The sequence below is a fragment of the Alteromonas sp. Cnat3-28 genome (assembly GCF_022348265.1).
Lineage (GTDB): Bacteria > Pseudomonadota > Gammaproteobacteria > Enterobacterales > Alteromonadaceae > Alteromonas > Alteromonas macleodii.
The window spans coordinates 121,101-145,000 of sequence record NZ_JAKREY010000007.1 but is presented as its reverse complement, the minus strand read 5'-3'; the positions used below and the strand labels follow the sequence as shown (position 1 = coordinate 145,000).

Below are 23,900 nucleotides of genomic sequence, written 5' to 3'. Positions count from 1 at the left end.
TAAGATGAATTTGAAGCACTTCGCTCAGCCATAAAAGCGCGTCATTTGTAATGGCGTTTATACCAAAAATAAAACCCTGTAATTGTAAAAAACGCAGGGAGTAATGCGATAAATAACCAGATAAATTCAAGCAATGGGCCCGCGAAATCACCAATGTGAAACTTGTATTTGAAGTTCCAAACCTGCGTCGCTACGTTCGCTTTTGATGCATCGTAATAACCCGTTATTTCTCCATTTTGAGGATTTGTCCAAACCCAGCTGTAGGCGTGAGACTCGCCGGGGTTTTGCATTCTGAAACCTAAGTGTTCGCCTGAATTTTTTGGGAAGTAAATGCGAAATAGTGACGCATTGGGAAACACCGCTATGGCGTTTTGATAAGATGTATCGATAGCCACTGAAGCACTACTAGCATCGTGGGATAACGGTTCAGGTACTGGCCTTTTCTCAACTTTTGAAAAAGTAACGGTTTCCACCACCTGCTGCGTAGCGCTTTTCCAATTAAACGCCATGCCACTAAAAGCGATGAGTATTAGTGGTATAGCCAAATAAACGCCCAGCACTGTATGAAGTTGATACATGAGAATTCGAAACTTGGCGCGGCGTTTAATCGCAAGGCGTTTTATTCTATTTTTTGGCTTTACCCAAAGGTAAAAACCCACAATTACTTCAAGAAGTAGAACTAAGGCACTAACAGACACCCAATTTCTAAGTGGCCTTTCGTTGTCACCATCTTGATACAACAGCCATCGATGGATAGCCATGGTGAACCCATAAAACGTGCTGTAATAATCGTATCTATGAAGTATTTCGGCAGAGTTGGGGTTTACGCTTACGTATTCGCCATTGTTGAGCTTCCCTTGCCAAGCGAGTTCAGGGTCTGACTCGGGCATTAAAAGCTCGACTTTCTGACCCGTCTCGTCTTCCAGCGCATTCACTATGTAAGAAAGGGGTAAGGGCGATTCGTGAGATTCTATGGTCCACTTCTCTGGTTGGACAAAGGTTTGGATATCCTTTGCATAAATTAGCAATGCACCGGTGATGCTAAGGCAAATAATAAATAACCCACATACCAGCGCTAATAGAAGGTGCAGTCGTCGTACCCAAAGTTTCAAAACAGCGCTCACAAATTGCGAAATAAACGCGAATAGTAACGATTCTCGAAAATTGGTCAATGAAAGTTAAACGCTAAAATCGTGCTTACAATCGCATAAGCTAAATGAATCTATCCTACTTTGCAGTAAGATTAACCTTAGTTTTACAATTCAAGAGTACGTATCTTCATGTTAAGTCATGTACTCTGATGTAGACAGAAAATAAATAACAAGCGGTTGGAAACACAATTATGATAACGACAAAGAAAAGTTTACTGGCCATCACGCTAGTAAGCGCCCTAGGCTTGGGCGTCGCACCTACTTTATACGCCCAAAACGACAGTGAAGAAAAAACAGAATCCGAGCTTGAAACGTGGGAAGTCAGCAACCCACCTTATGCATTAAACGAAGTTACTATCAAAACAAACGAAACCACGTGGTCTAGCTTAGACGTTGCACCAAACGGCGAGTTTATGGTTTTTGACATGCTGGGCGACTTGTACAAAGTGAGCATGAGTGGTGGCGATGCGACCCCGCTGACCCAAGACTTCGCATGGAATATTCACCCTTCAATTTCTCCAGACGGTAAACACATCGCATTTATCTCGGATAAAGATGGGTTAAGTAACGTATGGGTTATGGACATTGACGGCAGTAATCTTCGTCAGGTAACCAAAGAGAAAAGCAATCTTATCCACTCTCCTAAATGGAACCCAGACGGCGAATACCTAGTGGTTACCAAAGGCATTATGTCGAGCCGCAGTATTCCGGCTGGCGAGATTTGGATGTACCACAAATCAGGTGGTGACGGCCTACAAATTAAAGCCCGCAACAGCGGAAAGCGCGACCAACAAAACATTGCTGACCCTGTATTCTCTCATGATGGCAAGTATATCTATTTTACCGAAAATACGGTTCCGGGCGCCCGCTTTGAATATAACCGCGACCCGTTAGAGGGCATTTTTGCCATCACTCGCTACGACCGAGAAACCGGCGAAGAGAGCCGCTATATTAGCGGTACGGGCGGCGCTGTGGTTCCCACGCCTTCACCTGACGGTAAATACATCGCATTTGTGCGTCGCGTTAAAGATAGAACCGCGCTTTTCATTAAAGACATCAAGACAGGCGTAGAAACACCACTGACGTTGGAACTAGAGCGAGACATGCAAGAAGGCTTTGGCTCGGAAGGATACTTTGCCTACTTCGACTGGATGCCAGACAGCAGCAAAATCGTATATTGGACAGGTGGTAAATTCCACACCATCGACGTGAAAGATAAAACCACCAGCACAATGGACGTAACCGTTGAAGGCACGGTGAAATTTGCTGATGCGCTTCGCTTTGACGTTGATGTCGCGCCAGATGAATTTGACGTTCGTATGATTCGCTGGTCTCAAATGTCGCCCAACGGTAAAACCGTTCTCTTCCAAGCGCTAGGTAAACTTTATGTGCGCGATGTGAAGTCAGGCAAAATTAAACGATTAACTAAACAAAACGATCACGACGAATACTATCCGCGTTTTTCTAACGATGGAAAGTCGATTGTTTACACGACTTGGAATGACCAAGACCTAGGTACCGTTCGCGTGGTTTCTGCTCGCGGTGGTAAAGGAAAGGTTATTACCCAGCAGCCAGGTCACTACATTGAGCCGTCGTTCTCTGCCGATGGCGAGAAAGTGGTTTTCCGCAAGTTTACCGGCGGCTACTTACTAGACCCCAAATACTCGGTTGAGCCAGGAATTTACGTAGCAGACCTTGAAAAAGACACCGTAGAAAAAGTCTCTGAAGGCGGCTACAACGCGCATTTCGCGGGTAACGACGACCGAGTGTATTTCACCGAATCAGCGGGCGGCGAAGCTTACTACGAAACCCAGCTTTCAAGCGTTAACCTTAAGGGTAACGACAAGCGAACTCACCTTTACGGTGCAGATAAAGTAAGTGAGTACAAACTTTCACACGATAAGAAATGGGTTGCGTTTGTTTACCAGTTCAAAACGTACGTGGCGCCGTTTGTTGAAAATGGCAAGCGCATTACCATAGGCCCGAACATGACCTCACTGCCGGTAACGCAGCTTTCAAGCCGCGCGGGTGAGTATTTAACGTGGTCGCCTGACAACAAAACCCTTAGCTGGTTTAACGGCCCTACGCTATTTAGCCGTTCACTCGATGAAGCCTTTGCCTTTGTTGATGGCGCAGCGGAAACCTTACCTGAGCCAGTAGCTGAAGGTATGGACTTGTCGTTTACCACTAAAGCTGACAAGCCATCTGGTTACAAAGCTTTGGTTGGCGGTAAAGTGGTAACCATGCGCGATGCCGACAACACCCAAGAGGTGATTGAAGATGGCGTTGTGCTGATTAAAGACAACCGCATTGAAGCAGTGGGTAAACGTGGCGATGTGACCATTCCTGATGATGCGATGAAAATAGACACAACGGGTAAAACCATTATCCCAGGGCTTGTTGATGCGCACGCTCACGGCTCGCAGGGCCGCAATGAGATTATCCCTCAGCAAAACTGGAGTCAGTACTCGAATGTGTCGTTCGGCGTAACAACCATTCATGATCCTTCAAACGACACGACAGAAATTTTTGCTGCGGCAGAATTACAGCGTAAAGGCGATATTGTTGCGCCACGTATCTACTCCACCGGCACGATTTTATACGGTGCAGAAGGACTAGGTTACAAAGCGATTATCAATAATTATGAAGATGCCTATTTCCACGTAGAGCGCTTGAAAGAAGCCGGTGCTATTTCAGTGAAAAGCTACAACCAGCCCCGTCGCGATCAGCGCCAGCAAGTGCTGTGGGCAGCAAAAAATCAAGAGATGATGGTAGTGCCTGAAGGAGGCGGTAAGCTTCAGCAGAATCTGACTATGTTGGTAGATGGCCATACGGGTCTTGAGCACAGCATTCCTGTGGAGAAAGGCTACAGCGACGTCACTCAGCTATGGAAAGCCACAGAGTTTGGCTATACGCCAACCTTTGTTGTATCGTACGGCGGCATGATGGGTGAAGAGTACTGGTACGACAAAACTGAAGTGTGGAAGAACCCGCGTCTTCTTCGCTATACCCCGTCGACGATTCTAGACAGCCGTGCGATCCGCAGACCTACTGCGCCAGAAAATCAGTACAACCACCAAAACGTAGCAAGCTATGCCAAAGAGCTTCGAGATAATGGGGTCAGTGTACATATTGGCGCTCACGGACAGCGTGAAGGATTAGCTGCTCACTGGGAGCTGTGGATCATGGAACAAGGCGGCTTCACCCCTTGGGAAGCGCTACGCGGCGGTACTATTGATGGCGCGAAACACCTAGGTATGGGCAAAGATCTTGGCAGTATCGAAAAAGGTAAACTTGCTGACCTAGTGGTGATTGATGGCGACGTATTAAGCGACATTAGAAAGAGTGAATTCGTAGAATACACTGTACTAAATGGACGCGTATATGAGTCGGCCACCATGAACGAAGTGGGCAGTAAGAAAAAACGTAAACCGTTTTTCTTTGAGCAAGACAATGCCACCTTTATGCCGCAACAAACGGCAGATGATGTAGAAGCGAAAGCGCACCACTATCATTGGGAGCATTAATTCTGCGTCCAAAGGCCTGTAGTAATAAATAACATAAACTGGTAGGCCTTAATTAACCCAACGCTAAAGCCGACGAAAGCTTCCTGTTTCGTCGGCTTTTTATTTTCTGAATATGAAAACTTACCTGTGCATGTTTAAAACTGAGTTTAGTCTTAAGTAAAAGAGTGGTATAACTGCAGTAAGGATGGAGGGTAATATATGAACCACCCCAAATCAGATTAAAAGGACTTATTCGCCATGCAGTATTATTTGCCACTAGCATTACTGCTTAACGCACTCATTTTTGCTTCAGCTGGCGCTCAAACGAGCGAAGCCCCTACCTATTATCAAGATTGCGCCGTTCTCGATTTTGGCGAACAAGATCTATCTACGATGACAGAAGCGGAGAAAATACAAGCGTTAGACGACTCCTTATTTGGCGCGCTAAACCAAAGCGAAGAATGCATGAACGCAGCGGCGCAATCGAGCGCACAAAGCGTAGCTAGCGCGGCGGGTCAAGGTACAGGGCAAGGCGCTGGTGCGGGTAATACCTCGAGCACATCATCTTCGGGGGCAGGCGCTGGGCAGTCTAGCTCACAAAGCAGCACTGAGTCTCAAGAATCATCGACGAATACACAAACAACCACTTCAAGTTCAGATCCTTCAAAACAGTCTGTTGGAGGACAAGCGAAAGGTGGAAGTTCAGCGGTATGTGACGCCGTAATTGCCGGATTGCAAGGAGCAACAACTGAGTCTGAAAAGGCGCATTTCCAAGCATTAAAAGAGCAATACGGTTGTAAATAAAAAATCAGAGGAAGGAAAGGATATGTCTTCATTTAAACCCAAGGCCCTGTTTACCGTGGTCGCAACAGCATCGTTTATACTCTTGAGCGGATGTGGCTCAACGCAGACTAATGTCACCAGTGTAGGACCATCTATGGTAGGCCCAGGGGGCGGTCAGGCGTTAGGCGCGCAAAAAAATACCTACAACTACAACTCCGAAATTTATATGGATGTTGCCATACCTGTGTTTGACCCGGGTTTTCCAACAGAACGTGATGGCACTATCGATTACGATGAAATAGAAGAGGAAGGGATTTGGCCTCAAGTGCGTCGCTTAGAAGCTAACCGCTTTGCAATAGCAACCAAAGAAGCCCTAGGTGAAACCAAATCTTTCGGCAGCATTAACGTAACGCCAGATGCTTCTGCACTTGCCGATGTTTACGTGCTGGGCAAAATTAATTACTCAGATACTGAAACTGTAGAAATTGGCGTGAAAGTGATGGACGCTAAAAACACAGTATGGGGTGAAGAAGAATTTGAATACCGCGTAAGTGAAGGCTGGTATCGCGATGCCATGTCTCGCGGCGAAAACCCTAACGGCCCAGTTTTCGAGCAAATTGCAAAATTCGTTTATGATTTGCTTATAAAGAAATCCGATACCTACAAGCAAGAAGTGCAAATGGTGTCAGACCTGCGCTACGCACAAATGTATAGCCCTGAGTCGTTTAGCCAATACCTTACTCAAGGCAGAAGAGGTGAGATTGAGCTAGTAAGTGCGCCTTCAGATAGCGATCCAATGCTTCGTCGCGTGCGCGCCATACAGGCAAAAGATGAACAATTTATTGATAGCCTTCAAGAAACCTATGATTCTTTTTGGGTAACCACTGAAGAGCCATACCGTAAGTACCAGAAAGAGACACTTCCTGAAGCCAAGAAAATCAGAGAACTCGAATCAGAGCGCACCACACAACAAGTCACGGCAGGGTTATTCGCAGTCGCTTCAGTGCTTTTAGGCTCTAACTCTAGCTCAACGGCTGGTCAAGTAGCCGCTGCAGGTGCTGGTATTGCCGCAATTGGCACACTGAGTGAAGCAATCAAAACTAACAAAGAGCTTCACGCCCAACGGGATCTATTCGATGAAATGGGGCAAAACCTTGATATTCAGGTAGCCGATCAAATTGTTGAAATAGACAATCAACGAATTGAGCTTCAAGGCACAGCAAGCGAACAATACTACCAGCTTCGCGCTCGCCTTAAAGATATCTATGACATGGAATCCACACCAATGACTGCGCTATAAGCCCAGTCGTTGGTGTTATCAAAACCATTAAATAAGATATCTATTCTATTGTTAAGTTAGAGAGTAAAGGGTTATGCATGCCAAGCGTTGAGCAACAAATAGAGCAAAGCAGAGCAAAGAAAAAGGCACTCATAAAAAAGTCACTGCTCGGTTTTTCACTGGTCATGTTGATAGGCGTTGCAGGCGTGCTCCTTTTCTCATATATGCCTACTGTCACATCGAACGTTACGGACGCCACGGATGACACAACAGCAGTCCCCCAAACCGCAAAAGCTACACCCGCTGTGGAAGTTAATGAAGAAGAACGAAAAGCCCTTCAAATGGCGCTTAGTGAGTCAAAACAAAGTGTAAACGACTTGGTTAGTCGCGTTTCGCACTCCCAGATGTTCCTAGAAAAAGCGAGTGAAGTTGAGCGCAAGTTGAATACCGCGTTTAATGAATATGGCGCATCCAACTACGGCGCAGTTATGAATGCACTGGATGATATAAAGAGCTCAGTTAACACAATAAATACTGACTACGAAAACGCCTACACTCAACCTTATGAAGACGCCCTCCTTGCCTTCAATAATGGGAATATTTCAAGCGCGTTTAACCTAAACAAAACGTCGTTAACGATAAACCCTGATTTCGAAAAAGCGAACATTTTGCAGCAACGCATTGATGTATTTGACGAGGTGCAAGACGCCTACGAGCAGGCACGCATTGGTAAGGTCGAAAACAACATCAGCAAACAGCGCGAAGCGTACGCAAAAATAGTACAGTTAGATCCTGCCCGTAAGGACGCACAGCAAGCACTTGATGCTATTAACCGGCAATTGCAAGACAGCCGATTTGATACGCTGCTAGCTCAGGCAAATCGAGCTATTGAGCAAGGTGACTTCCCTGCTGCCGCAGAATTCCTAAATGACGCCAAGAGCCTAAAAGCTTCAAGCAGTGAGCTTGCCACCATTAGTAAAAAGCTCGCGTCTTTAATTGCTTCACAAGAGCAGCAGAAAATTGAAAATCAAGTCGCCTTGTTTGTCAGCGCAGATGAATGGCAAACCGTAAAGCTGCTAGCTAATAAAGGCCTCACTAGCTTTCCAGCCAGCCCTGCTTTACTTGAGGCAAAGCAAAATGCCGAAGCCATACTCGATGCAGAAAAAAGCTTGAGCGCTTACCAAAGGCGGCCAGAGCGTTTATCGGATAACAATGTCAGAAATCTAGCCCTTAAAGACATTGCGCGAGCAGGTTCACATGCAGAAAAAAGCGCAAAACTTCGTGCCCAAATATCTTCACTTGAGCAAGTGATCGACAATATCAATCAGCCCCGTTCCGTAACAATAACGTCGGATAACGATACCTATATTAAGGTACTTGGAGTAGGCCTCGTGGGGGAAGTAAAAACAAAAACCATTCAGCTGAAACCTGGTACATATCGCATTGAAGGGAGCCGCGAAGGTTATCGCTCAACCATTCAAGAGATTGTTGTTTCACCGTCAGACACCAACCTATCAGTACATGTTGTATGTACTGAAAAAGTATAAGGACCTATCTAGTGAGCAGTATTGATGACGCCATTGCCAAAGGAAAGAAGCGAAGAAAGGGCGTTGCTATAGCTTCATTAATAGGACTGGCCGCTGTTCTCGTTGTTTATTTTGGCTGGCTGTTTCTAACCAAAGGTTATGCCTTTGCAGTTTCCCCAGAACGTGCAGCACAAAATCCGCAATTTGCTGTTTTAAGTGGTAGTGCGATGTTCATCAGTGACAAGCTTTACGTATTTGGTAGCCATGCCAAAGTCCAGGTTTCGGCCCCAAAATATCAAGACGCCACGGTTGTTATTAACAACAACTCGCCAAGCACTATTAATGTTACGCTCGTTCCTTTACCCGCAAAAATCACCCTATCAACCTCCCCTTCGTTGAGTGAAATAACCTGGCATTTAAACGCTGAGAAAGTAGCGGTATCGAGAACCTACGTAACGGAATTAAAAAAGGGCAGCTACAGAGCGAGCGCCAGTCATCCGCATTATGAAACGGGTGAGATCCAATTTGATGCAGATATCGCGCAGGAAATTGAACAAGTTATTTCACTTTCTCCAGTTAAGGGCGCAATTAGCATAAACTCAAGCCCTTCTGGTGCCAATGTCTCCCTTGACGGTAAAGATATGGGTGTCACGCCACTTTCTATTAATATGAATGGCGGTAAGTACGAAATTGTCGTGACGAAGTCAGGGCTAGAGCCATTGGAAGACACCATTGAAGTCACTAGCCAACGCCCTAACCCGACAAGAAACTATAACCTTCAACCCCTTCAAGCACAGATAACAGTTTCGACAGACCCTCAAGGCGGCGTACTTACAGTAAATAATAAACCGACTGATACAAAATCTCGTGTGGATGCGAATACGCCACATATCGTCAAGTATGAAAAAACCGGATTCATTTCACAAAGCCAGCGGATCACGCTAGCTCCCGGCGAGAACAAAGCGCTTACCTTCAACCTTCAAGAAGAGCGAGGACAAGTGAATATAAGCGCGTCGTTAAGTGCAAAAGTTTTCATCGACGGTTCACCTAAAGGTCAAACGCCGCTTAATTTAACGCTTCAAGCTTTACCGCACACAGTAACATTCGAACGTGAAGGATATCGCAGTGTTACCAAGACTATTACACCTAGCGCAAACAAGCCGGTGAAAGTGCACGCTGATATGCTTACAGAGTTTGAAGCAAGACGGCGTGAAGGTAAGCCGCTTTTTGCAAATACACTGGGTATTCAACTTTCGCTTGTTACACCCAAAGCCTTCACTATGGGCTCTCCTGCAAACGAAAAGGATCGCCAGCGCAATGAAACGCAAAGAGACGTATCTTTTTCGCGTAAATTCTGGATGTCTAATCACGAGGTTACTCAGGCGCAGTTCGCCGCGTTCGCAGGGAAAGGGCCTAGCAGCAAGCTACCGATCACGAATGTTTCGTGGAGTGATGCGGTTGCGTTTACAAATTGGCTAAGCGAGAAGGAAGGACTAACACCGTTTTATGTTGTTCAAAATGGCAGAGTAACGGGTATTGATAAAACCTCGAAAGGCTATCGTTTACCTACGGAAGCCGAGTGGGAATTCGTTGCAAAAATGAATCGCCGAGCATCACCAACAATCTTTGTTTGGGGTAATCAGTTTAGGCTTCGCGATAAACAAGGTAACTTCGCTGATGCATCGCTAAGTGGGAAACAGACCTTCATTTTAAAAGACTACGATGACGGATTTGTCGACAAAGCCCCTGTTGGTTCGTTCAAAGCTGAACGCGGTGGATTCTACGATTTAGATGGCAATGTGCGTGAGTGGGTCCACGATGTTTACCAGAATTCACCATCAAACCAGTCTGGTACTTTTGACGACTACCTAGGCCCTGTTGGACAAGGTAAACACGTAGTAAAAGGCGCGTCGTTTCAAACGGGTCGGCTTAAAAATATTCGCGCAAGCGCGCGCAGCGGTGAGACTGAACCTGCTGACGATATAGGCTTTCGCATAGCGAGATACGAGAATTAATATGAAAAAGAAACTGATCATTGCTGCAGTATTGTTGGCCATTGCGGGCACCGCAAGTGCGTACTTTGTATCGTTAGATTCGCCGCAAGACTTTCCAACTAACATTTAACTATCAAGGAATGATGATGAATAAAGAGAATACGTTGTCAATGAACCCCAGCTTTCTTGTAAGTGGCGGGGTCTTTCTATTTATATTTGCCTTGGTACATTTCCTATTTGCCGGTGTCATTCGCCCCGCGGCCGAAAAAGTCATGGCAACGGCTGGCACAGCGTCCCTATCCTCTTTCTGGGTTATTCTTAAAGATATCGAGCAACAGGTTTGTATCTCGCTGATGCTGTTTTGCATTTTCCTAATGGTTTACAAACTTTGGAAGCTGCTGGATGAAGAAGAGATTTACTCACGAGACTTACTGCCTGAGCACAACAAAGATACGCCACTAAATGTAGATAAAGCGTTAGATGAGCTTTCGTCTTCATCTTATAGCGACACCCCCGCATACAGCACGTGGATAAACTGCATTAGACGCTTTAAAAACACACAGAACGTGCAGCATGCTGCCGATGCAATCCACGCTTCGGTAGAAAATATTGCTGCCCAGCTTGAAAGTGGTAATAACGTGATTCGCTACATAATCTGGGCTATTCCTTCGATTGGTTTCGTTGGCACTGTTCGCGGTATTGGCGCAGCCCTTGCGCAAGCAGACGCAGCCCTAGATGGTGATATCGCGGGAATGACGGCTTCGCTGGGCGTTGCGTTCAACTCTACGCTCGTCGCGCTTTTTATATCGCTTATATTAATGTTGTTAATGCACCTGTTAAATGGTCGCCAAGACACTATGGTAATTCGCACACAAGAGTCTTGTGAACACCACCTTCTGTCACACCTTCACAACTAATTAGGCGAGACAGTAATGCCTAAAGTGCGTAAAGCCGAAGACGGATTTAACCTGGCGTTTTTAGACGTTATGGCCTGTGGCCTTGGCGCGGTTATTCTTATTTTCATTCTGGTCGACTTTAAAGCGTTTACACCTACACCAACTGAAGAGAAAGAAAAATTAGAGCAGGAACTCGCCGCCGCAGAGCAAGAACAACAAAAACTCAAAAAGTCGATTGACGAATTAAACGATAAAATTGCCCTTGAGTCAGCGAAGCAAGACGATGCTCAGCAAGCGCAAGCAGATACAACGCAAGACCAGTCAAAACTACTGCAAGATATCTCTACAGAAATGGCAGTAGTGGCTGATCTTGAAAACCAGCTAGCCGCATTGTCTAAAGAAGTAGAAAAGTCAGCCAACATTCAAATGCAAGGTACCGGCGAACAGAACTACATCACTGGCATGAAAATAGAGGGCCCGGAAATAGGTCTGCTAATTGACAAAAGTGCGTCAATGATGGGCGACAACTTGGTGGATATTTTAGGCAAGTTAGCGTTGAGTGATAGCCAGAAGGTCTCTACGCCGAAGTGGATACGCACCAAACGGGTAGCCCAATGGATGCTCGCGCGAGTCCCTTTAGAATCAAGAGTCACCGTAGTGACTTTTTCAGACACCGCTACCACACTAGGCCTTCGTGATGTAAATAGTGCCAAAGTCAGCGGTTCGATGAACGCAATAGTTAAAGACCTCGGTGCTGTCGTCCCCAATGGAGGAACAAATCTTCAAGAAGGTTTAAGCATTTTATTTAAAGCTAACCCAAACATCACCGATGTGTATATTGTCACCGATGGCCTTCCTACCTTGGGTGACGGACTACCTATGAGCTGCAAAAGCTTCATTAGTAGTAAAAAGTCAATTTCATCAGATTGCCGTAAGACCTTATTTGTTGAAACCGTTAAGCGCGCTAAGAAAGGCGTGCATTACAATGTGATTTTGCTGCCCATTGAGGGCGATCCTTTTGCTTCACCTATGTACTGGGAATGGACCCGCGCAACAAGCGGCACTTTCCTATCACCTGCTCCGGAGTGGCCTTAATGCGCAAAATTCAACGAGCCCCCGTTGAGGTATTCAACATTGCCTTTCTCGACATAATTTCCTGTGCTTTCGGCGCCGTAGTTATGCTGGTGCTTCTGGCCAAAAACGGTACTGAAGACATCGAGCGCGGCCCTAGTAACGTAAGCGTTCTTATTGACCAGGTATTACAGGCTCAAGTTGATGTGGAAACGCTCAAAGGCGCACTGTCAGATAAGCAACAAGAACTGAAAGCAGCACAAAGCAAAACGGCTTCCGTCACGGAACAGAAAGACAATTTAGACTCATCGATACCACGCGCACAACAAACCATTAATCAACTGAAAGACAAAGCTTCGTCGCTGCGTAACGAAATACGCCAAGCAACCGCTATGTTAAATACGCCGAATCCGACAGATACCCCTGACGATGATGTTGGTGGAATTCCCACCGATGCTGAGTACGTTATTTTTGCTATCGATAACTCGGGTTCCATGTCCTCTGGCAGTGGTTGGAATCGCGTGATCACCATCGTAAACGACATTTTAAAAAACCATCCTAAAATGAAAGGTTTTCAGATTATGTCTGCTGACGGAAGCTTTATGTTTTCCAGTAGAGCTGGGCAATGGCTAGATGACAGACAAACAATGAGAGATACCGCAATGAGCCAAATGAAGAGCTTTAAAGGAGGGGCGAGTCAGCCTGAAGCGGGGATCCTTAAAGCCATCAAGCTGTATAAAAACACCAAGGGGCGCGTGAGTCTTTACGTGTTTGGTGATGATTATCAAAGGCCGAATTTAGATCAGATTGTAAGTCAGATTACCCAAGCTAACCAGGGTGCCAATGGACAGCCTGTTATTCGTATACACGGCGTAGGCTTTAGCCGAAGTAATGGAAACGCACAGCGCTTCAGTGCATTTATGCAGGCGGTGGCGAAGCGAAACCGCGGCGCTTTCATCGGCCAATATTTTTAGTCTCTATTGGCCGATGAATCGCCTCGTTGGCCAAGGTTTTATCTGTTTCGGCCATACTGTTCGTGTGACGACACCCAGTCTGACGAACTAATGGCTGATGCTAGTGATATCTCTCCAGCCAACACCACAGACGCCACAATTTCTGCAAATTTATACACGCGATCTCGCCCGTAGCAATCCAGCAACTCTAAGCACTCGCGCTGTGTACCTATTCCTGTACCACCGCCATACGTCGCTACGATGAGCGATGGAATGGTAATAGACACGTACAGGTCACCGTCGTCTGTTAATTCTGAATACATCATTGCCGCCGACGATTCAGATACGTTTGCAACATCCTGCCCTGTGGCGATAAACATAGCAGTAATACCGTTTGGTGAATGCAGACCCGTGTTATTCACACCAGACAAGAAAGATCCTACGCCAGCTACACGGCCGTGATAATCTATCTGTTTGGGGTCTACGCGCATTACTTCTAATAAATGTTCGCGTTTAATAGTGGCTTCAGCTGTCACCCGTTTACCACGGGTACGCATAATATTTATTTGAGAGGCCTTTTTGTCTGTAGCAAAGTTAGACTCAAGGTAGAAATTCTCTATCCCCTCATAATGATCAAGTATCCACCCGCATGCTGCGAAGGTAGCACGGCCAACCATGTTTTGACCCGCTGCGTCACCGGTCTTAAAGTTAAAACGCAAAAACGCAAATTTGTTCGATAGGAAATGGTCGATATACGTCAGCTTAGCAATACTTGAGGTCGCTTCTGCTTCTTCCTTAATCTTTTCAAAGTTTGCTTTAATCCATTTAACGAAATCTCTGGCACCTCGTGCATTTTCAAAAATAAATACAGGGGCTCGCTGCATAGCATCGTCGACGACCGTTGCCGTTACGCCACCGCTCATGTTAAGCAGCTTCATGCCTCGGTTGTACGATGCCACCAGCGTACCTTCGGTAGTCGCTAACGGCACGACAAACTCCCCTTGTGCATGCTCTCCGTTTATCTTCAACGGCCCTGCAATACCAATAGGAACCTGCGCCACGCCAATAAAATGCTCAATATTCCCCTTAAGCGCTTGTGGGTCGATTGAGTACTTACCTACGTGATCAATTTTCTTTCCGGTGGCGCTTTCGAAATATTCTTGGCGTGTTTTTATAATACTTTCGCCGTAGTCATCCATGTCGTCACGAGGAATAAAAGCGCTGCGTTGTCCTGGCGCAGTAATATTGTCTTCCACTTCAAATTTAAGCTTTCCAAAAGGCGAAGCAGAAAAGCAAATACCCAGTTTTCGCTTTTCTGGGCACGGCGCTTCATCAATATCTAAATGCACGGTAATGGTTTGACGCAAGCCAAAGGGCTCTCCGTCTGATTTATTTAATGCTTCTACGGAAATACTGGAGTCGGGAGTTAACTGGAGTGAAATTTTATGCTCTGGAATTTTTTCGCCATCAAGAGATATCCACTTTACTTCTTTAATGGTTGCGTCTTTCAATCTGTTTTTCAGAGAAAAAGATAAGCCTTTATCTGTCTTCGTAAGACTTGCGCGTGTATAGAGTTGCTTTAAAAGTATGCTGGGCACAAACATGAGGCTTCCTTCTGTGTGTTTTTACCGTGTTATTTTCATATTCCTTTGTTTTTTATAGCACATTCTTTATACAGCTCTATGACTTCTTTGTATTTTACTGGCAATTATTTGTGTCTGAATCACTTCTAAATTTGAGCCAGCCGCTTTCAAAAATGCGCCAACACCAGTGAAACCGTGTGCTACTGAAATATAGACCTTAGCAGTAATTCATCAAGTTCCCAACCCACCTAAAGTGAACACCGTCACCGCAGTAATGTTGACCACAAGGTATCTGGTAGTAACAAAACGGAGGCGTCAAGGACTGTGATGCCAAGGAGAAAAAGCCTAAACGGAAGTGGCGGCCAGATACCTTTAACGTGACCCAAACAAAGTTAGATAAGCACTGCAACGCAAATGCATAAACAAAAAAGGAATGGAGATGAGAACAGGACTGTTTAGAAAGGAAGTCATTGATGAGCAATCAAATGCTGTTGATGGACGTTTTTTAATGACCCCAAAACCTGTTTATTCTGCAATAGCTGGCCTGCTTGTGGTCTGGATTTTGGCAGTGATTATTTATCTAAATACGGGAAGCTACGCACGAAAGGCATCAGTGAGTGGATGGCTGGAACCCAGTCATGGCGTTTTTAAGCTCTATGCCGATGCAAGGCGCGGCAAAGTACTTGATGTATTGGTCAGTGAAGGTCAATTAGTGAGTAAGGGCGCGCCGCTAATTAAGATCAACTACAGTAGCGATGATGCATCAGGTAATAAAGTTAGCACGCAGTTGCTCGCTGAGCTTGAAGCAAAGCAGCATCGAACACGTCAAAGTATTCAACGTCTTGATGTGTTGCATAGAGCGCAGCGACAAGGCTTAGAAGAACAGCTAAGCCAAGCCAAACGGGCATTAACGGCTTTAGACGCCATCGTTGAATTGTCGCAAACCCAGTGGGCACTAGCACTAAAGCAGTGGGAGAAAGCGCAAACCTTACTTAATCAAGGGCACATTAGCCAAGCAGACTATGAAAACCATACGCTACAAAGATTGACCGCCGAACAACAGCTTACGTTGGCCCAAAAAGACCAAAATGACGAAAAGGCGAATATCGCTGCTCTCCACCATGAACTTGCCACTTTGCCTCAACAGCAGGCCAATGAAATGGCAAACGTGGAGAACACCTTGAGCGATCTCACGCAGCAAATAGTAAGTCACAAGAGTAACGCAGAAGAAACGATTTATGCGCCTCACAATGGCGTGATATCCGGCCTTCAAGTAAAGGCGGGATATACCATCGATAGCTCTCGCCCGCTTCTTACCTTACTGCCTAAAAATGCTGACATTCAAGCGCGTATTGCAGTTCCCGTGCGGTCTGCTGGATTTTTACGCAAAGGCCAAGCCCTGCATATTCGATACGACGCATTTCCTTATCAAAAATTTGGTGTGCAGTCAGGCGAGATAGTGAACATTTCACCTTCGTTGGTGCTACCTGGTGAGCTTACCGACATCCCTATTTCTATTAGTGAACCCGCTTATCTTGTTACTGCAACGCTAAATACAAAAGAAATATTGGCTTATGGAAACAATATTTCATTGAAAGCTGGGATGACATTTTCTGCAGACGTAGATCTAAGTCAACGTACGTTGATGGAGTGGTTAATGGAACCACTGTATAGCATTACTGGGAAGCTGTAATCATGATGAACATTACGCACCCACTTTCAACGCAAAGCCTTTATACAAAAAAGCGTGTGCCCGTTGTACTACAAAGCGAAGCAGCTGAGTGTGGACTTGCTTGTATGACTATGATTGCGCAGTACTATTCTGATAAACGTGATCTAAATGCTCTACGTCAGACTATGTCTGTGTCTCTACGAGGCACTACGTTAAAAGACGTAATGCACATTGCCAGTGATTTGGGTTTCCAAACCCGCGCCATCAAGATAGAAATGGAGCACTTGGCGCAATTATCTTGCCCTGCAATTCTACATTGGAACATGAATCACTTTGTTGTGTTAACTAAAGTGAAAGGAAAAACCCTTACCATTCACGATCCTGCCCTTGGAGAAAGAAAGCTCACTTATTCTGAGGCATCGAAGTACATTACGGGTATTGCACTTGAAGTCACGCCTAGCGACACATTTAGTCCAAAGAAGTCCGCGCCACGCTTGGGTCTTAGTCAATTTTTCACTAGAACAACAGGGTTTAAGCGCAATCTTCTAACCCTCTTTGCGTTATCGATTGTGTTGCAGTTATTTGCACTGGCTTCACCCTATTACATGCAAACAGTCGTAGATGATGTATTGATTTACAACAACGATGCTTTACTGAAAGCACTGGCACTAGGGTTTGCCCTACTACTAATAATAGAAACTTTTACTAGCGGGATAAGAAAGTTCGTTATTCTGTCGGTGTCGTCTCGCCTTCAACTTCAAATGTCGGCGTCGGTATTTAAGCACTTATTATCGCTTCCCTTGGACTACTTCGACAAGCGACATATTGGCGATGTGGTATCCCGCTTTGGCTCACTGGCGAGTATTCGTGAGTTCTTAACCACTGGCCTGGTTACTGCGCTGTTAGACGGGCTTATGGCAGTGATCACGCTCGCAGTAATGATTTTATATTCGCCCAAACTCACGCTGGTTGTAATGGCAATCATGCTTGCCTACCTCGCCGTTCGTCTTGGACTGCTGCCGTTTATTAAACGTCTTACCACTGAACGCATTGCGCTTGCAGCATTAGAACAAAGTCACTTTATGGAAAGCGTACGCGCTATCCTACCTATTCGCGTATACAGCCAAGAAGTACAGCGCCACGGGCAGTGGCAAAACAAGCTGGTCGCCACGCTAAACAAAGACATCACTCTTGGAAAGATCAACATAGGCAGCGCACTGACCAATCAGCTATTGTTTGGCGCTGAAAATTTGGTCGTTGTGTATATTGGTGCCAGCCTGGTTATGGAAGGAACCCTTTCGATAGGGATGCTGCTGGCATTTATGGCGTACAAAGCTCGCTTTGTCAGCGCATTAGATGGCGTAGTTAACAAGCTGATTGAGCTTAGTATGTTAGGTGTTCACTTCAACCGCTTAAGCGACATTTTACTTACATCATCACAACAGAAGCCTCTGTCGTTAAAAACTCAGGACGATACATTTGAAAAACAAAGCGTTCATTTTAGCAATGCAGACGTTCCCAACTCATCCACGTCCAACTCACTTGCACCTAACGTTTTAACGCCTGATGGCGCAAGTACGCCCTCGCTTCTTGATGCCAAAACTCGCCCTATAGCGCTTAAAGCGACGGCGCTCAGTTATCGCTACAGTGAAACCAATGCGTGGGTGTTTAAAAATCTAATGTTCTCGGTACATAGCGGAGAGATCGTCGCAATCACAGGCGATAGCGGCTGTGGAAAAAGCACAATGCTTAAGTGCCTGATGGGACTGTACCCTGTTTCAGAAGGCAATATCGAACACCCAAGCTCTACAAACCCAGTCATCGCGTCAGTGCTTCAGGAGGATACCTGTTTAAGCGGCACCATCGCGCAAAATATCTGTTGTTTTGAAGAAGCTCCCGACCTCAAGAAAATGGTTTACGTCGCTCAGCTTGCCTGTATCCATGAAGACATCATGCAGATGCCTATGCAATACCACTCCTTGGTCGGTGATATGGGTAGCAGCTTAAGTGGTGGTCAAAAACAGCGTCTGCTTCTTGCAAGAGCGCTTTACCAAGAGCCAGACATTTTATTTTTAGACGAAGCAAGCAGTCACCTAGATATGGAAAACGAGGCTCAGATAAATCATCACCTTAAGTCTCTAAATATGACGCGAATTATTGTGGCACATCGCCCTCAATCAATTGCCATGGCAGACAAGGTTTATCGTCTGGAAAACGGCAACTTACATCTATGCCCTCCCACTGAAGTAACAGGAAGCGCAACATCAGGTAAACACGGAGAAACACTATGAAAACACATGAAATCAGAGAACCCGCAGTATTGATGACAGCAGCTGAACGCATGCAAATAGATGCGAACGGCATTACCGCTCGGAACAGCGTTATCCCTATTGACTGTTTATCAAAACGCGAACTACAAGTTGCACACAAAATAATGGAAGGACGCTCAAATAAGGTTATTGCCTCAGAGCTATTCATCAGTGAAAGGACAGTCAAATTTCACTGCGCCAACATTTACAAAAAGCTCAACATTAGCAACCGTTCTGTGCTTATTGCCTGCTGTTTTAGAACCCTTTACCAAGAAGTGGCTTCGCTGTAAGCGTGTCCACTTCATTACTCACCACGCCACTACAAGGAGCGTACATTATGAAAAACCATCCATTAACTCAGAACCAACCAGCAAATTCTAAGCTTACCACCGTTGCTGAATCTCAGCTATTTGAGGTATCCGGCGGACTACGAGCTCGCCTAAGTGAAAGTGTGCCGGTAGTCGATCCAACACCTAAAGAGCCCGTTTACATAACCATGGCAATTGGTGAAGGCGGCGGCAAACTACCTGATATTTTGTCGTAACTTACCGCCTATCAAAGTCAACACATGGATACGGTTTAGGCAGTATCCCATGTGTTGCTTTAAGGGCTACTAGATTCTTTGAACACTTACAACGCTAGCAAGGAACGCAAATGCACGTCGCACTACTAGGCAGTGAGCAAGACCCACAAATTCAACATATAGCCAAAGCACTTCACCAAAATAACACGCCCTTTTATTTCGCCAATACACAACATTTTGGTTCTACATGGAAGATCAGCTATGACCCTGACTTCGATGACGGGCTAATTCATTTCAACTCGCCTTCGCTTTGCGACCAACCTAGAGTTACGTTCTCGAATACCCAAGCCGCTTATTGGCATGAGTACCTACCTGGCATACCGCTAAAAGTCCCAAGTGATAATGCTAAAAACGATGCCAGTGCAGATGCTCAAACACAAGGTGATAGACCTCATGATAGTGAATCTACTTTGCTAGAAAACGCAGGGTGGGTTGAGCAAGAGCGAGCAAGTACGCTACTTTGCTGGTTCAGCTATAGCGACATTAAATGGGTGAACTCTATCGACGCTGTTCGAAGCCACCAGTGTAAACCTTATCAATCGCGTATTGCTGGCAAACTAGGAGCACATATTCCCTACACCTTTGTTGGCAATGCACCCGAGGTTGCTTCGCAATTTTGTAACAATATGCGAGACGTTATTTACAAGCCCGTACGCGGCGGTCGAACTGCGCAGTTTGTGAATAAACAACCAAACATGCGCCCGTTACTCAATGCGCTTTTAGGTGAGCGCCCTGTTACCTTTCAAAAATATATTGCAGGCGTGAATGTACGAAGCTATGTGCTTGGCAATGACGTACTCAGCGTACAAATCGACTCAAGTGAATTAGATTACAGGAATGACGACAACGCCAGTGTGTCAGTAACCCTAGTCCCCAGAGATGTTCAGCAGCTAGCTGTCAAAATATGCAAAGCATTAGGTATGCACTGGTGTGCGATAGACTGGCGTAAAAGTGCGAAGGAAAATACTTTTTTTTAGAGGCCAACCCCAGCCCTTATTTTTTGAAAATAGAAAACGATACTGGCTTGGATATTACGAGTAGGCTTATAGAACTTCTGTCAGATACAACGTTTAGCTGAGCTCCTCATCAAAGTAGCAGACCACATCTCTGTGATCTGCTCATGGCTTATAGTTACGGATTCTTTGTGAATCTCTGAAGATCCACTATTGAAATATTGTGCTCTCGTGTATAAACCCCTATCGGCCTTTGATCAAGGTCGTATAGTCTGAAGCTGAGCGCTCTGAAATCGTTGATGTAAACCGTTCCTAGCCCTGCTTCTGGGTCTAACCACACATCAAGTTTAACGTCAGAGGTTAGTTCCATAGGTACTGCGACTTGAGCATCTAAACTTCCGGAACTCACTTCTTCACCGTCACTGACCGCAGGTAAATCAGCGGCTCTAAACTGGTCGGCCAAAAGATAGGGTAGCGCTGTATCTGTACCGTCATCTGAATGTTGATCTATCAATCTGATAACGGCGGTTTGTCCTATAAGATCACTGACATCCCAAGTGGCCCATTCCATTCGAAACTTATCATCCGCCGTTTTCTCAGCATTAACGCCTGACTGGCTACGCACGACTTCTCCGTTTACCATCAATGCAACAGCGGTTGCATTAGCGCTGTCAAACGGGTTGGAACCACCGCCAATTAAGAAGTTTATGTAGGGTTTGGTAATTTCAAAAGACGGAGAGTCTGCACTTCCAGTTGCCCCGAAGCCAATCCAGCCAAGGGCAGTTCCGTCTTCCTCAAAACCGTCACCAAAGCTTGAAAATACCCTTTCACCCACGTTGTTAGCGACATCACCACCCCACCAGCCGCCATCAAGCTTTACGAAATCGCCAGTGACGTTTGTGAATTCATGCCCTGACAACGTACCGTGCTGTCCGCAGCAAAATTCAAACCCCGCTATATTTTGTTCAGGAGCCTCTGCTCTGACGAAAAGCGGCTCACCTTCAAGGGCTGGAGTGGGAGTTACGCTCGCACCACCCGTCGGAGGTGTGTCACCAAAATAAAATGATGCTTTATTGCTGTTGGTGTCAAATTCAAGTCTGGCCACCTGCTCACCTTCTCCCTCAGTGGGGAAGTAAATTCCGAATCTACCGCCTGATGCTTCACTTCTTACCGTCATCGACAGGCGATTTTTTTCGCTCACTGTGTCTAACGTAAAAGCAGAGGATGACATCAATGAGATAGGGGCAACACCTGATACCGAGCCCTCCTGTTGCTGTATATCGGTAGAGATAGGCTCCGCAAACTCCGTTTTGTAAGAATGCGGAATCATCACTGCTAACTCACCAGAAGAGGTTTGATGCAATTGATGAATCGCCAAGTCGCCGCCAAACGTTCCCACACCGGCATTAGTTCTGGTAATTTTATGAGGTATCCAGCCGAACATAAGCGTCGCGTCTTCTGAAGATGCTGTGCGGCCAGCATAATAAAACTTGCCATCAAGCGACGCATAGTTTCCAAGCTCCCACCCAGCACTCGTCTGATGCAAATACTTGATATCCCTTTCGCCGTCATTCTGATCTGAAAACACCATGAACTGATTGTCACCAAAATCAATCCAGTCCGGCACTTCAAGGTTAAGTGGCGTATTCATCATAAACAGGGGGTCTTGCGCTGCCCAAGTTATAAGATTGTCAGAAGTATACAAGCCAATTGCCGCTTGCCCTTCAAAGCGTGTGGTAATAAGCATCCAGTAGTTATTGGTTTCCTCATTCCAGAATACTTTGGGGTCACGGAAGTCAAAATCGCTATATCCATTACTTCCCGTAAAGGCATCCTCTGGGATTTTAGTAAAGTTTGTAAGCGTGTTGTCTGTCGCCACGGCATGCATTGTTGCCTCCACTGGATTGAAGTCAGCATTGTGGCCCGTAAAGAAAATATGCGTCTGACCCTCTGCATCTTCTACAACACTGCCTGAGCCCGTCCACTGGTCTTGCGTATTGGTATCTCCAGTAGCTTCAAGCACCCGCTGGGGAAAGCTAGCCTGCTGAAGGTTGCTCGTTTTAGTGAGATACCAATCATGAAATGCGGTATCTATTAAATAATAAATGTAGAATTCACCATCACGGAAATACGGATTTGGGTCGGCCATTACCAAAGGTAAAGACACGTCATGGCCTTCTGGCATGCTCACCAAATCGAGTTTATTTGGCTCTACTGCCGCAAAATCGGCAAGTCTGACTTCATCTAGCATGATGAAGGCGAGACTACCGTCATCTCCTCCTTCGTGCTGGTCAATAATCTCCAGTACAGCGGTCTGCCCTTGCAGTGCACTCACATCCCACGTATACCAGTCAAGCTGCGACTCTAGTCCATTCCCTACGCCCTGACGCACTATTTTGCCATTCACTCGCAACACCACTGCCGTTGCATTGTCACTGCGAAAGTCGTTGGTACCGCCACCTACTAAAAAGTTTAAAAATTTGTGTGTAATTTCAAAAGGAGGCGTGCTTAACGTGCCAGTAGCTTCATCTCCAATCCAGCCAAGTCCGGTGCCGTCTGCTGAAAAACCATCCCCGCGACTGGAAAAGATTCGCTCGCCCTGATGGTTGACAATATCAGCAGCCCACCAGCCACCATCAAGCTTGACCATTTCTCCCGTAGCCAAGAAATCGTGATTTGCGTAGGTGTTAAATTGACCACAGCAGAACTCGAACCCAGCGATATTCTGGCTAGGATCTGAAACACGTCTAAATGCAGAGATTCCCTCCACCTCTGGTTCGACAGAAATATTTACCGACGTTAACAACTGACTGCTTGCTTCTGGAAGGGCGGCCGCTTCATCTGATATACGAAACTCATCAGCCAATAGATAAGGTAAAGCAGTATCAGATTTGTCATCAGGGTGGTGATCGATAAAACGAATTTTCGCGGTCATACCAAGATAATCGGCCAAATCCCAGCTGACCCATCTCATACTCATAGCTGTGTCGTCACCGCTAGCCTGCAACACTATTTCGTCATCAACAACCAGCGCTACCGCCGTGGTGTTGGATTCCGACACACCATTTGCGCCACCACCAACAAGAAAGTTTATAAATCGTTCGGATATTTCAAATGATGGACTTTCCATCGTGCCAACTGCACTAAATCCTATCCAACCCAGTGCTTGGTCACTACTATCGAATCCATCACCAAAGCTCGAGAAAACCCGTTCTCCGATAACGCCGGCAACATCGGCTCCCCACCAGCCTCCGTCTAATTTGTCGAAGTCGCCAGTCACGCTTTCAAATCCGTGTTCAGCGTAGGTATTATACTGTCCACAACAGAATTCAAAGCCCGAGAGCACCTGTTGATTATTTTCGGGGTTGTTAAAAAGAGGTTGACCAGAAATCTCTGGGTTGTCTGTGATAACGATATCTTCATCAGGCTGTTGCTCTTCGGGAGGATTCCCACCGCCAATTACATCAGAGGGGCTCTGCCCTTCTTGTAAAACAATTAACTCTGCCTCAACCTCATTTTTATCAGTATCACTATCGGAACATGCTGAAAGAGAAGCACTTACCACTAAAATGAGTCCTGATAATTTCCACCCTCTGTTAGTGGGTTTTAATATTTTCATGGTTTTCCTCCATAGCCCCCTG

General features: G+C 45.9%; 16 protein-coding genes. 13 read left to right on the top strand and 3 right to left on the bottom strand.

Annotated features, from left to right (window positions below):
* Positions 1–41: 41 nt before the first annotated feature.
* Positions 42–1,172, bottom strand: coding sequence for a PepSY-associated TM helix domain-containing protein (locus tag MHM87_RS09435; protein ID WP_239258800.1), 1,131 nt, complete (start codon positions 1,170–1,172; stop codon positions 42–44).
* A gap of 170 nt (positions 1,173–1,342) precedes the next feature.
* On the opposite strand from MHM87_RS09435, the gene MHM87_RS09430 reads away from it, so the two are divergent.
* The 8 genes from MHM87_RS09430 (at position 1,343) to MHM87_RS09395 (ending at position 13,180) form a co-directional block, all read left to right on the top strand.
* Complete coding sequence (locus MHM87_RS09430; protein WP_239258798.1) at positions 1,343–4,678, top strand: amidohydrolase family protein; 3,336 nt, start codon at positions 1,343–1,345, stop codon at positions 4,676–4,678.
* A 237-nt stretch (positions 4,679–4,915) separates the two neighbouring features.
* On the top strand, positions 4,916–5,461 hold the full coding sequence (locus tag MHM87_RS09425) for a hypothetical protein (protein WP_039233996.1): 546 nt from the start codon (positions 4,916–4,918) through the stop codon (positions 5,459–5,461).
* A 22-nt stretch (positions 5,462–5,483) separates the two neighbouring features.
* Complete coding sequence (locus MHM87_RS09420) at positions 5,484–6,740, top strand: hypothetical protein (protein WP_239258796.1); 1,257 nt, start codon at positions 5,484–5,486, stop codon at positions 6,738–6,740.
* Positions 6,741–6,817: 77 nt separating this feature from the next.
* A complete protein-coding gene (locus MHM87_RS09415; RefSeq protein ID WP_239258794.1) occupies positions 6,818–8,266 on the top strand; it encodes a hypothetical protein in 1,449 nt (482 codons plus the stop codon).
* An 11-nt stretch (positions 8,267–8,277) separates the two neighbouring features.
* Positions 8,278–10,260 (top strand): SUMF1/EgtB/PvdO family nonheme iron enzyme, encoded by a 1,983-nt coding sequence (locus MHM87_RS09410; RefSeq protein WP_239258791.1) that lies wholly within the window; start codon positions 8,278–8,280, stop codon positions 10,258–10,260.
* Positions 10,261–10,385: 125 nt separating this feature from the next.
* Complete coding sequence (locus tag MHM87_RS09405; RefSeq protein ID WP_014977564.1) at positions 10,386–11,156, top strand: MotA/TolQ/ExbB proton channel family protein; 771 nt, start codon at positions 10,386–10,388, stop codon at positions 11,154–11,156.
* A gap of 15 nt (positions 11,157–11,171) precedes the next feature.
* Positions 11,172–12,230, top strand: coding sequence for a vWA domain-containing protein (locus MHM87_RS09400; protein ID WP_014977565.1), 1,059 nt, complete (start codon positions 11,172–11,174; stop codon positions 12,228–12,230).
* A complete protein-coding gene (locus MHM87_RS09395) occupies positions 12,230–13,180 on the top strand; it encodes a VWA domain-containing protein (protein ID WP_239258789.1) in 951 nt (316 codons plus the stop codon). The genes MHM87_RS09400 and MHM87_RS09395 overlap by 1 nt, the downstream gene beginning before the upstream one ends.
* A 38-nt stretch (positions 13,181–13,218) precedes the next feature.
* Here the strand turns inward: MHM87_RS09395 and MHM87_RS09390 are convergent, their stop codons facing one another.
* Positions 13,219–14,763 (bottom strand): hydroxymethylglutaryl-CoA reductase, encoded by a 1,545-nt coding sequence (locus MHM87_RS09390; RefSeq protein WP_039226763.1) that lies wholly within the window; start codon positions 14,761–14,763, stop codon positions 13,219–13,221.
* Between the two features lie 418 nt (positions 14,764–15,181).
* On the opposite strand from MHM87_RS09390, the gene MHM87_RS09385 reads away from it, so the two are divergent.
* The 5 genes from MHM87_RS09385 (at position 15,182) to MHM87_RS09365 (ending at position 20,283) form a co-directional block, all read left to right on the top strand.
* Positions 15,182–16,435: an HlyD family efflux transporter periplasmic adaptor subunit gene (locus MHM87_RS09385; RefSeq protein ID WP_014977568.1), complete on the top strand. Its 1,254-nt coding sequence runs from the start codon at positions 15,182–15,184 to the stop codon at positions 16,433–16,435.
* A 2-nt stretch (positions 16,436–16,437) separates the two neighbouring features.
* The gene (locus tag MHM87_RS09380) at positions 16,438–18,705 is read left to right on the top strand and encodes a peptidase domain-containing ABC transporter (RefSeq protein ID WP_239258787.1); all 2,268 of its coding nucleotides are present in this window, start codon (positions 16,438–16,440) and stop codon (positions 18,703–18,705) included.
* On the top strand, positions 18,702–19,013 hold the full coding sequence (locus tag MHM87_RS09375) for a helix-turn-helix transcriptional regulator (RefSeq protein ID WP_014950963.1): 312 nt from the start codon (positions 18,702–18,704) through the stop codon (positions 19,011–19,013). The genes MHM87_RS09380 and MHM87_RS09375 overlap by 4 nt, the downstream gene beginning before the upstream one ends.
* Positions 19,014–19,060: 47 nt before the next feature.
* Entirely contained in the window at positions 19,061–19,267 is a 207-nt protein-coding gene (locus tag MHM87_RS09370; RefSeq protein WP_239258785.1) for a hypothetical protein, read from the top strand.
* A gap of 110 nt (positions 19,268–19,377) precedes the next feature.
* On the top strand, positions 19,378–20,283 hold the full coding sequence (locus MHM87_RS09365; RefSeq protein WP_239258783.1) for a hypothetical protein: 906 nt from the start codon (positions 19,378–19,380) through the stop codon (positions 20,281–20,283).
* 154 nt (positions 20,284–20,437) lie between these two features.
* Here MHM87_RS09365 and MHM87_RS09360 read toward each other — a convergent pair whose 3' ends face one another.
* Positions 20,438–23,878, bottom strand: a complete 3,441-nt coding sequence (locus MHM87_RS09360; RefSeq protein WP_239258781.1) for a hypothetical protein — start codon at positions 23,876–23,878, stop codon at positions 20,438–20,440.
* Between the last annotated feature and the right edge of the window lie 22 nt (positions 23,879–23,900).

Excerpts from the sequence above, each read along its gene's own strand:
- MHM87_RS09400 (WP_014977565.1), top strand. The coding sequence starts at position 11,172 with ATGCCTAAAGTGCGTAAAGCCGAAGACGGATTTAACCTGGCGTTTTTA.
- MHM87_RS09365 (WP_239258783.1), top strand. The coding sequence starts at position 19,378 with ATGCACGTCGCACTACTAGGCAGTGAGCAAGACCCACAAATTCAACAT.
- MHM87_RS09405 (WP_014977564.1), top strand. The coding sequence starts at position 10,386 with ATGAATAAAGAGAATACGTTGTCAATGAACCCCAGCTTTCTTGTAAGT.
- MHM87_RS09380 (WP_239258787.1), top strand. The coding sequence starts at position 16,438 with ATGATGAACATTACGCACCCACTTTCAACGCAAAGCCTTTATACAAAA.
- MHM87_RS09415 (WP_239258794.1), top strand. The coding sequence starts at position 6,818 with ATGCCAAGCGTTGAGCAACAAATAGAGCAAAGCAGAGCAAAGAAAAAG.
- MHM87_RS09385 (WP_014977568.1), top strand. The coding sequence starts at position 15,182 with ATGAGAACAGGACTGTTTAGAAAGGAAGTCATTGATGAGCAATCAAAT.
- MHM87_RS09430 (WP_239258798.1), top strand. The coding sequence starts at position 1,343 with ATGATAACGACAAAGAAAAGTTTACTGGCCATCACGCTAGTAAGCGCC.
- MHM87_RS09390 (WP_039226763.1), bottom strand. The coding sequence starts at position 14,763 with ATGTTTGTGCCCAGCATACTTTTAAAGCAACTCTATACACGCGCAAGT.
- MHM87_RS09370 (WP_239258785.1), top strand. The coding sequence starts at position 19,061 with ATGAAAAACCATCCATTAACTCAGAACCAACCAGCAAATTCTAAGCTT.
- MHM87_RS09375 (WP_014950963.1), top strand. The coding sequence starts at position 18,702 with ATGAAAACACATGAAATCAGAGAACCCGCAGTATTGATGACAGCAGCT.
- MHM87_RS09420 (WP_239258796.1), top strand. The coding sequence starts at position 5,484 with ATGTCTTCATTTAAACCCAAGGCCCTGTTTACCGTGGTCGCAACAGCA.
- MHM87_RS09360 (WP_239258781.1), bottom strand. The coding sequence starts at position 23,878 with ATGAAAATATTAAAACCCACTAACAGAGGGTGGAAATTATCAGGACTC.
- MHM87_RS09425 (WP_039233996.1), top strand. The coding sequence starts at position 4,916 with ATGCAGTATTATTTGCCACTAGCATTACTGCTTAACGCACTCATTTTT.
- MHM87_RS09395 (WP_239258789.1), top strand. The coding sequence starts at position 12,230 with ATGCGCAAAATTCAACGAGCCCCCGTTGAGGTATTCAACATTGCCTTT.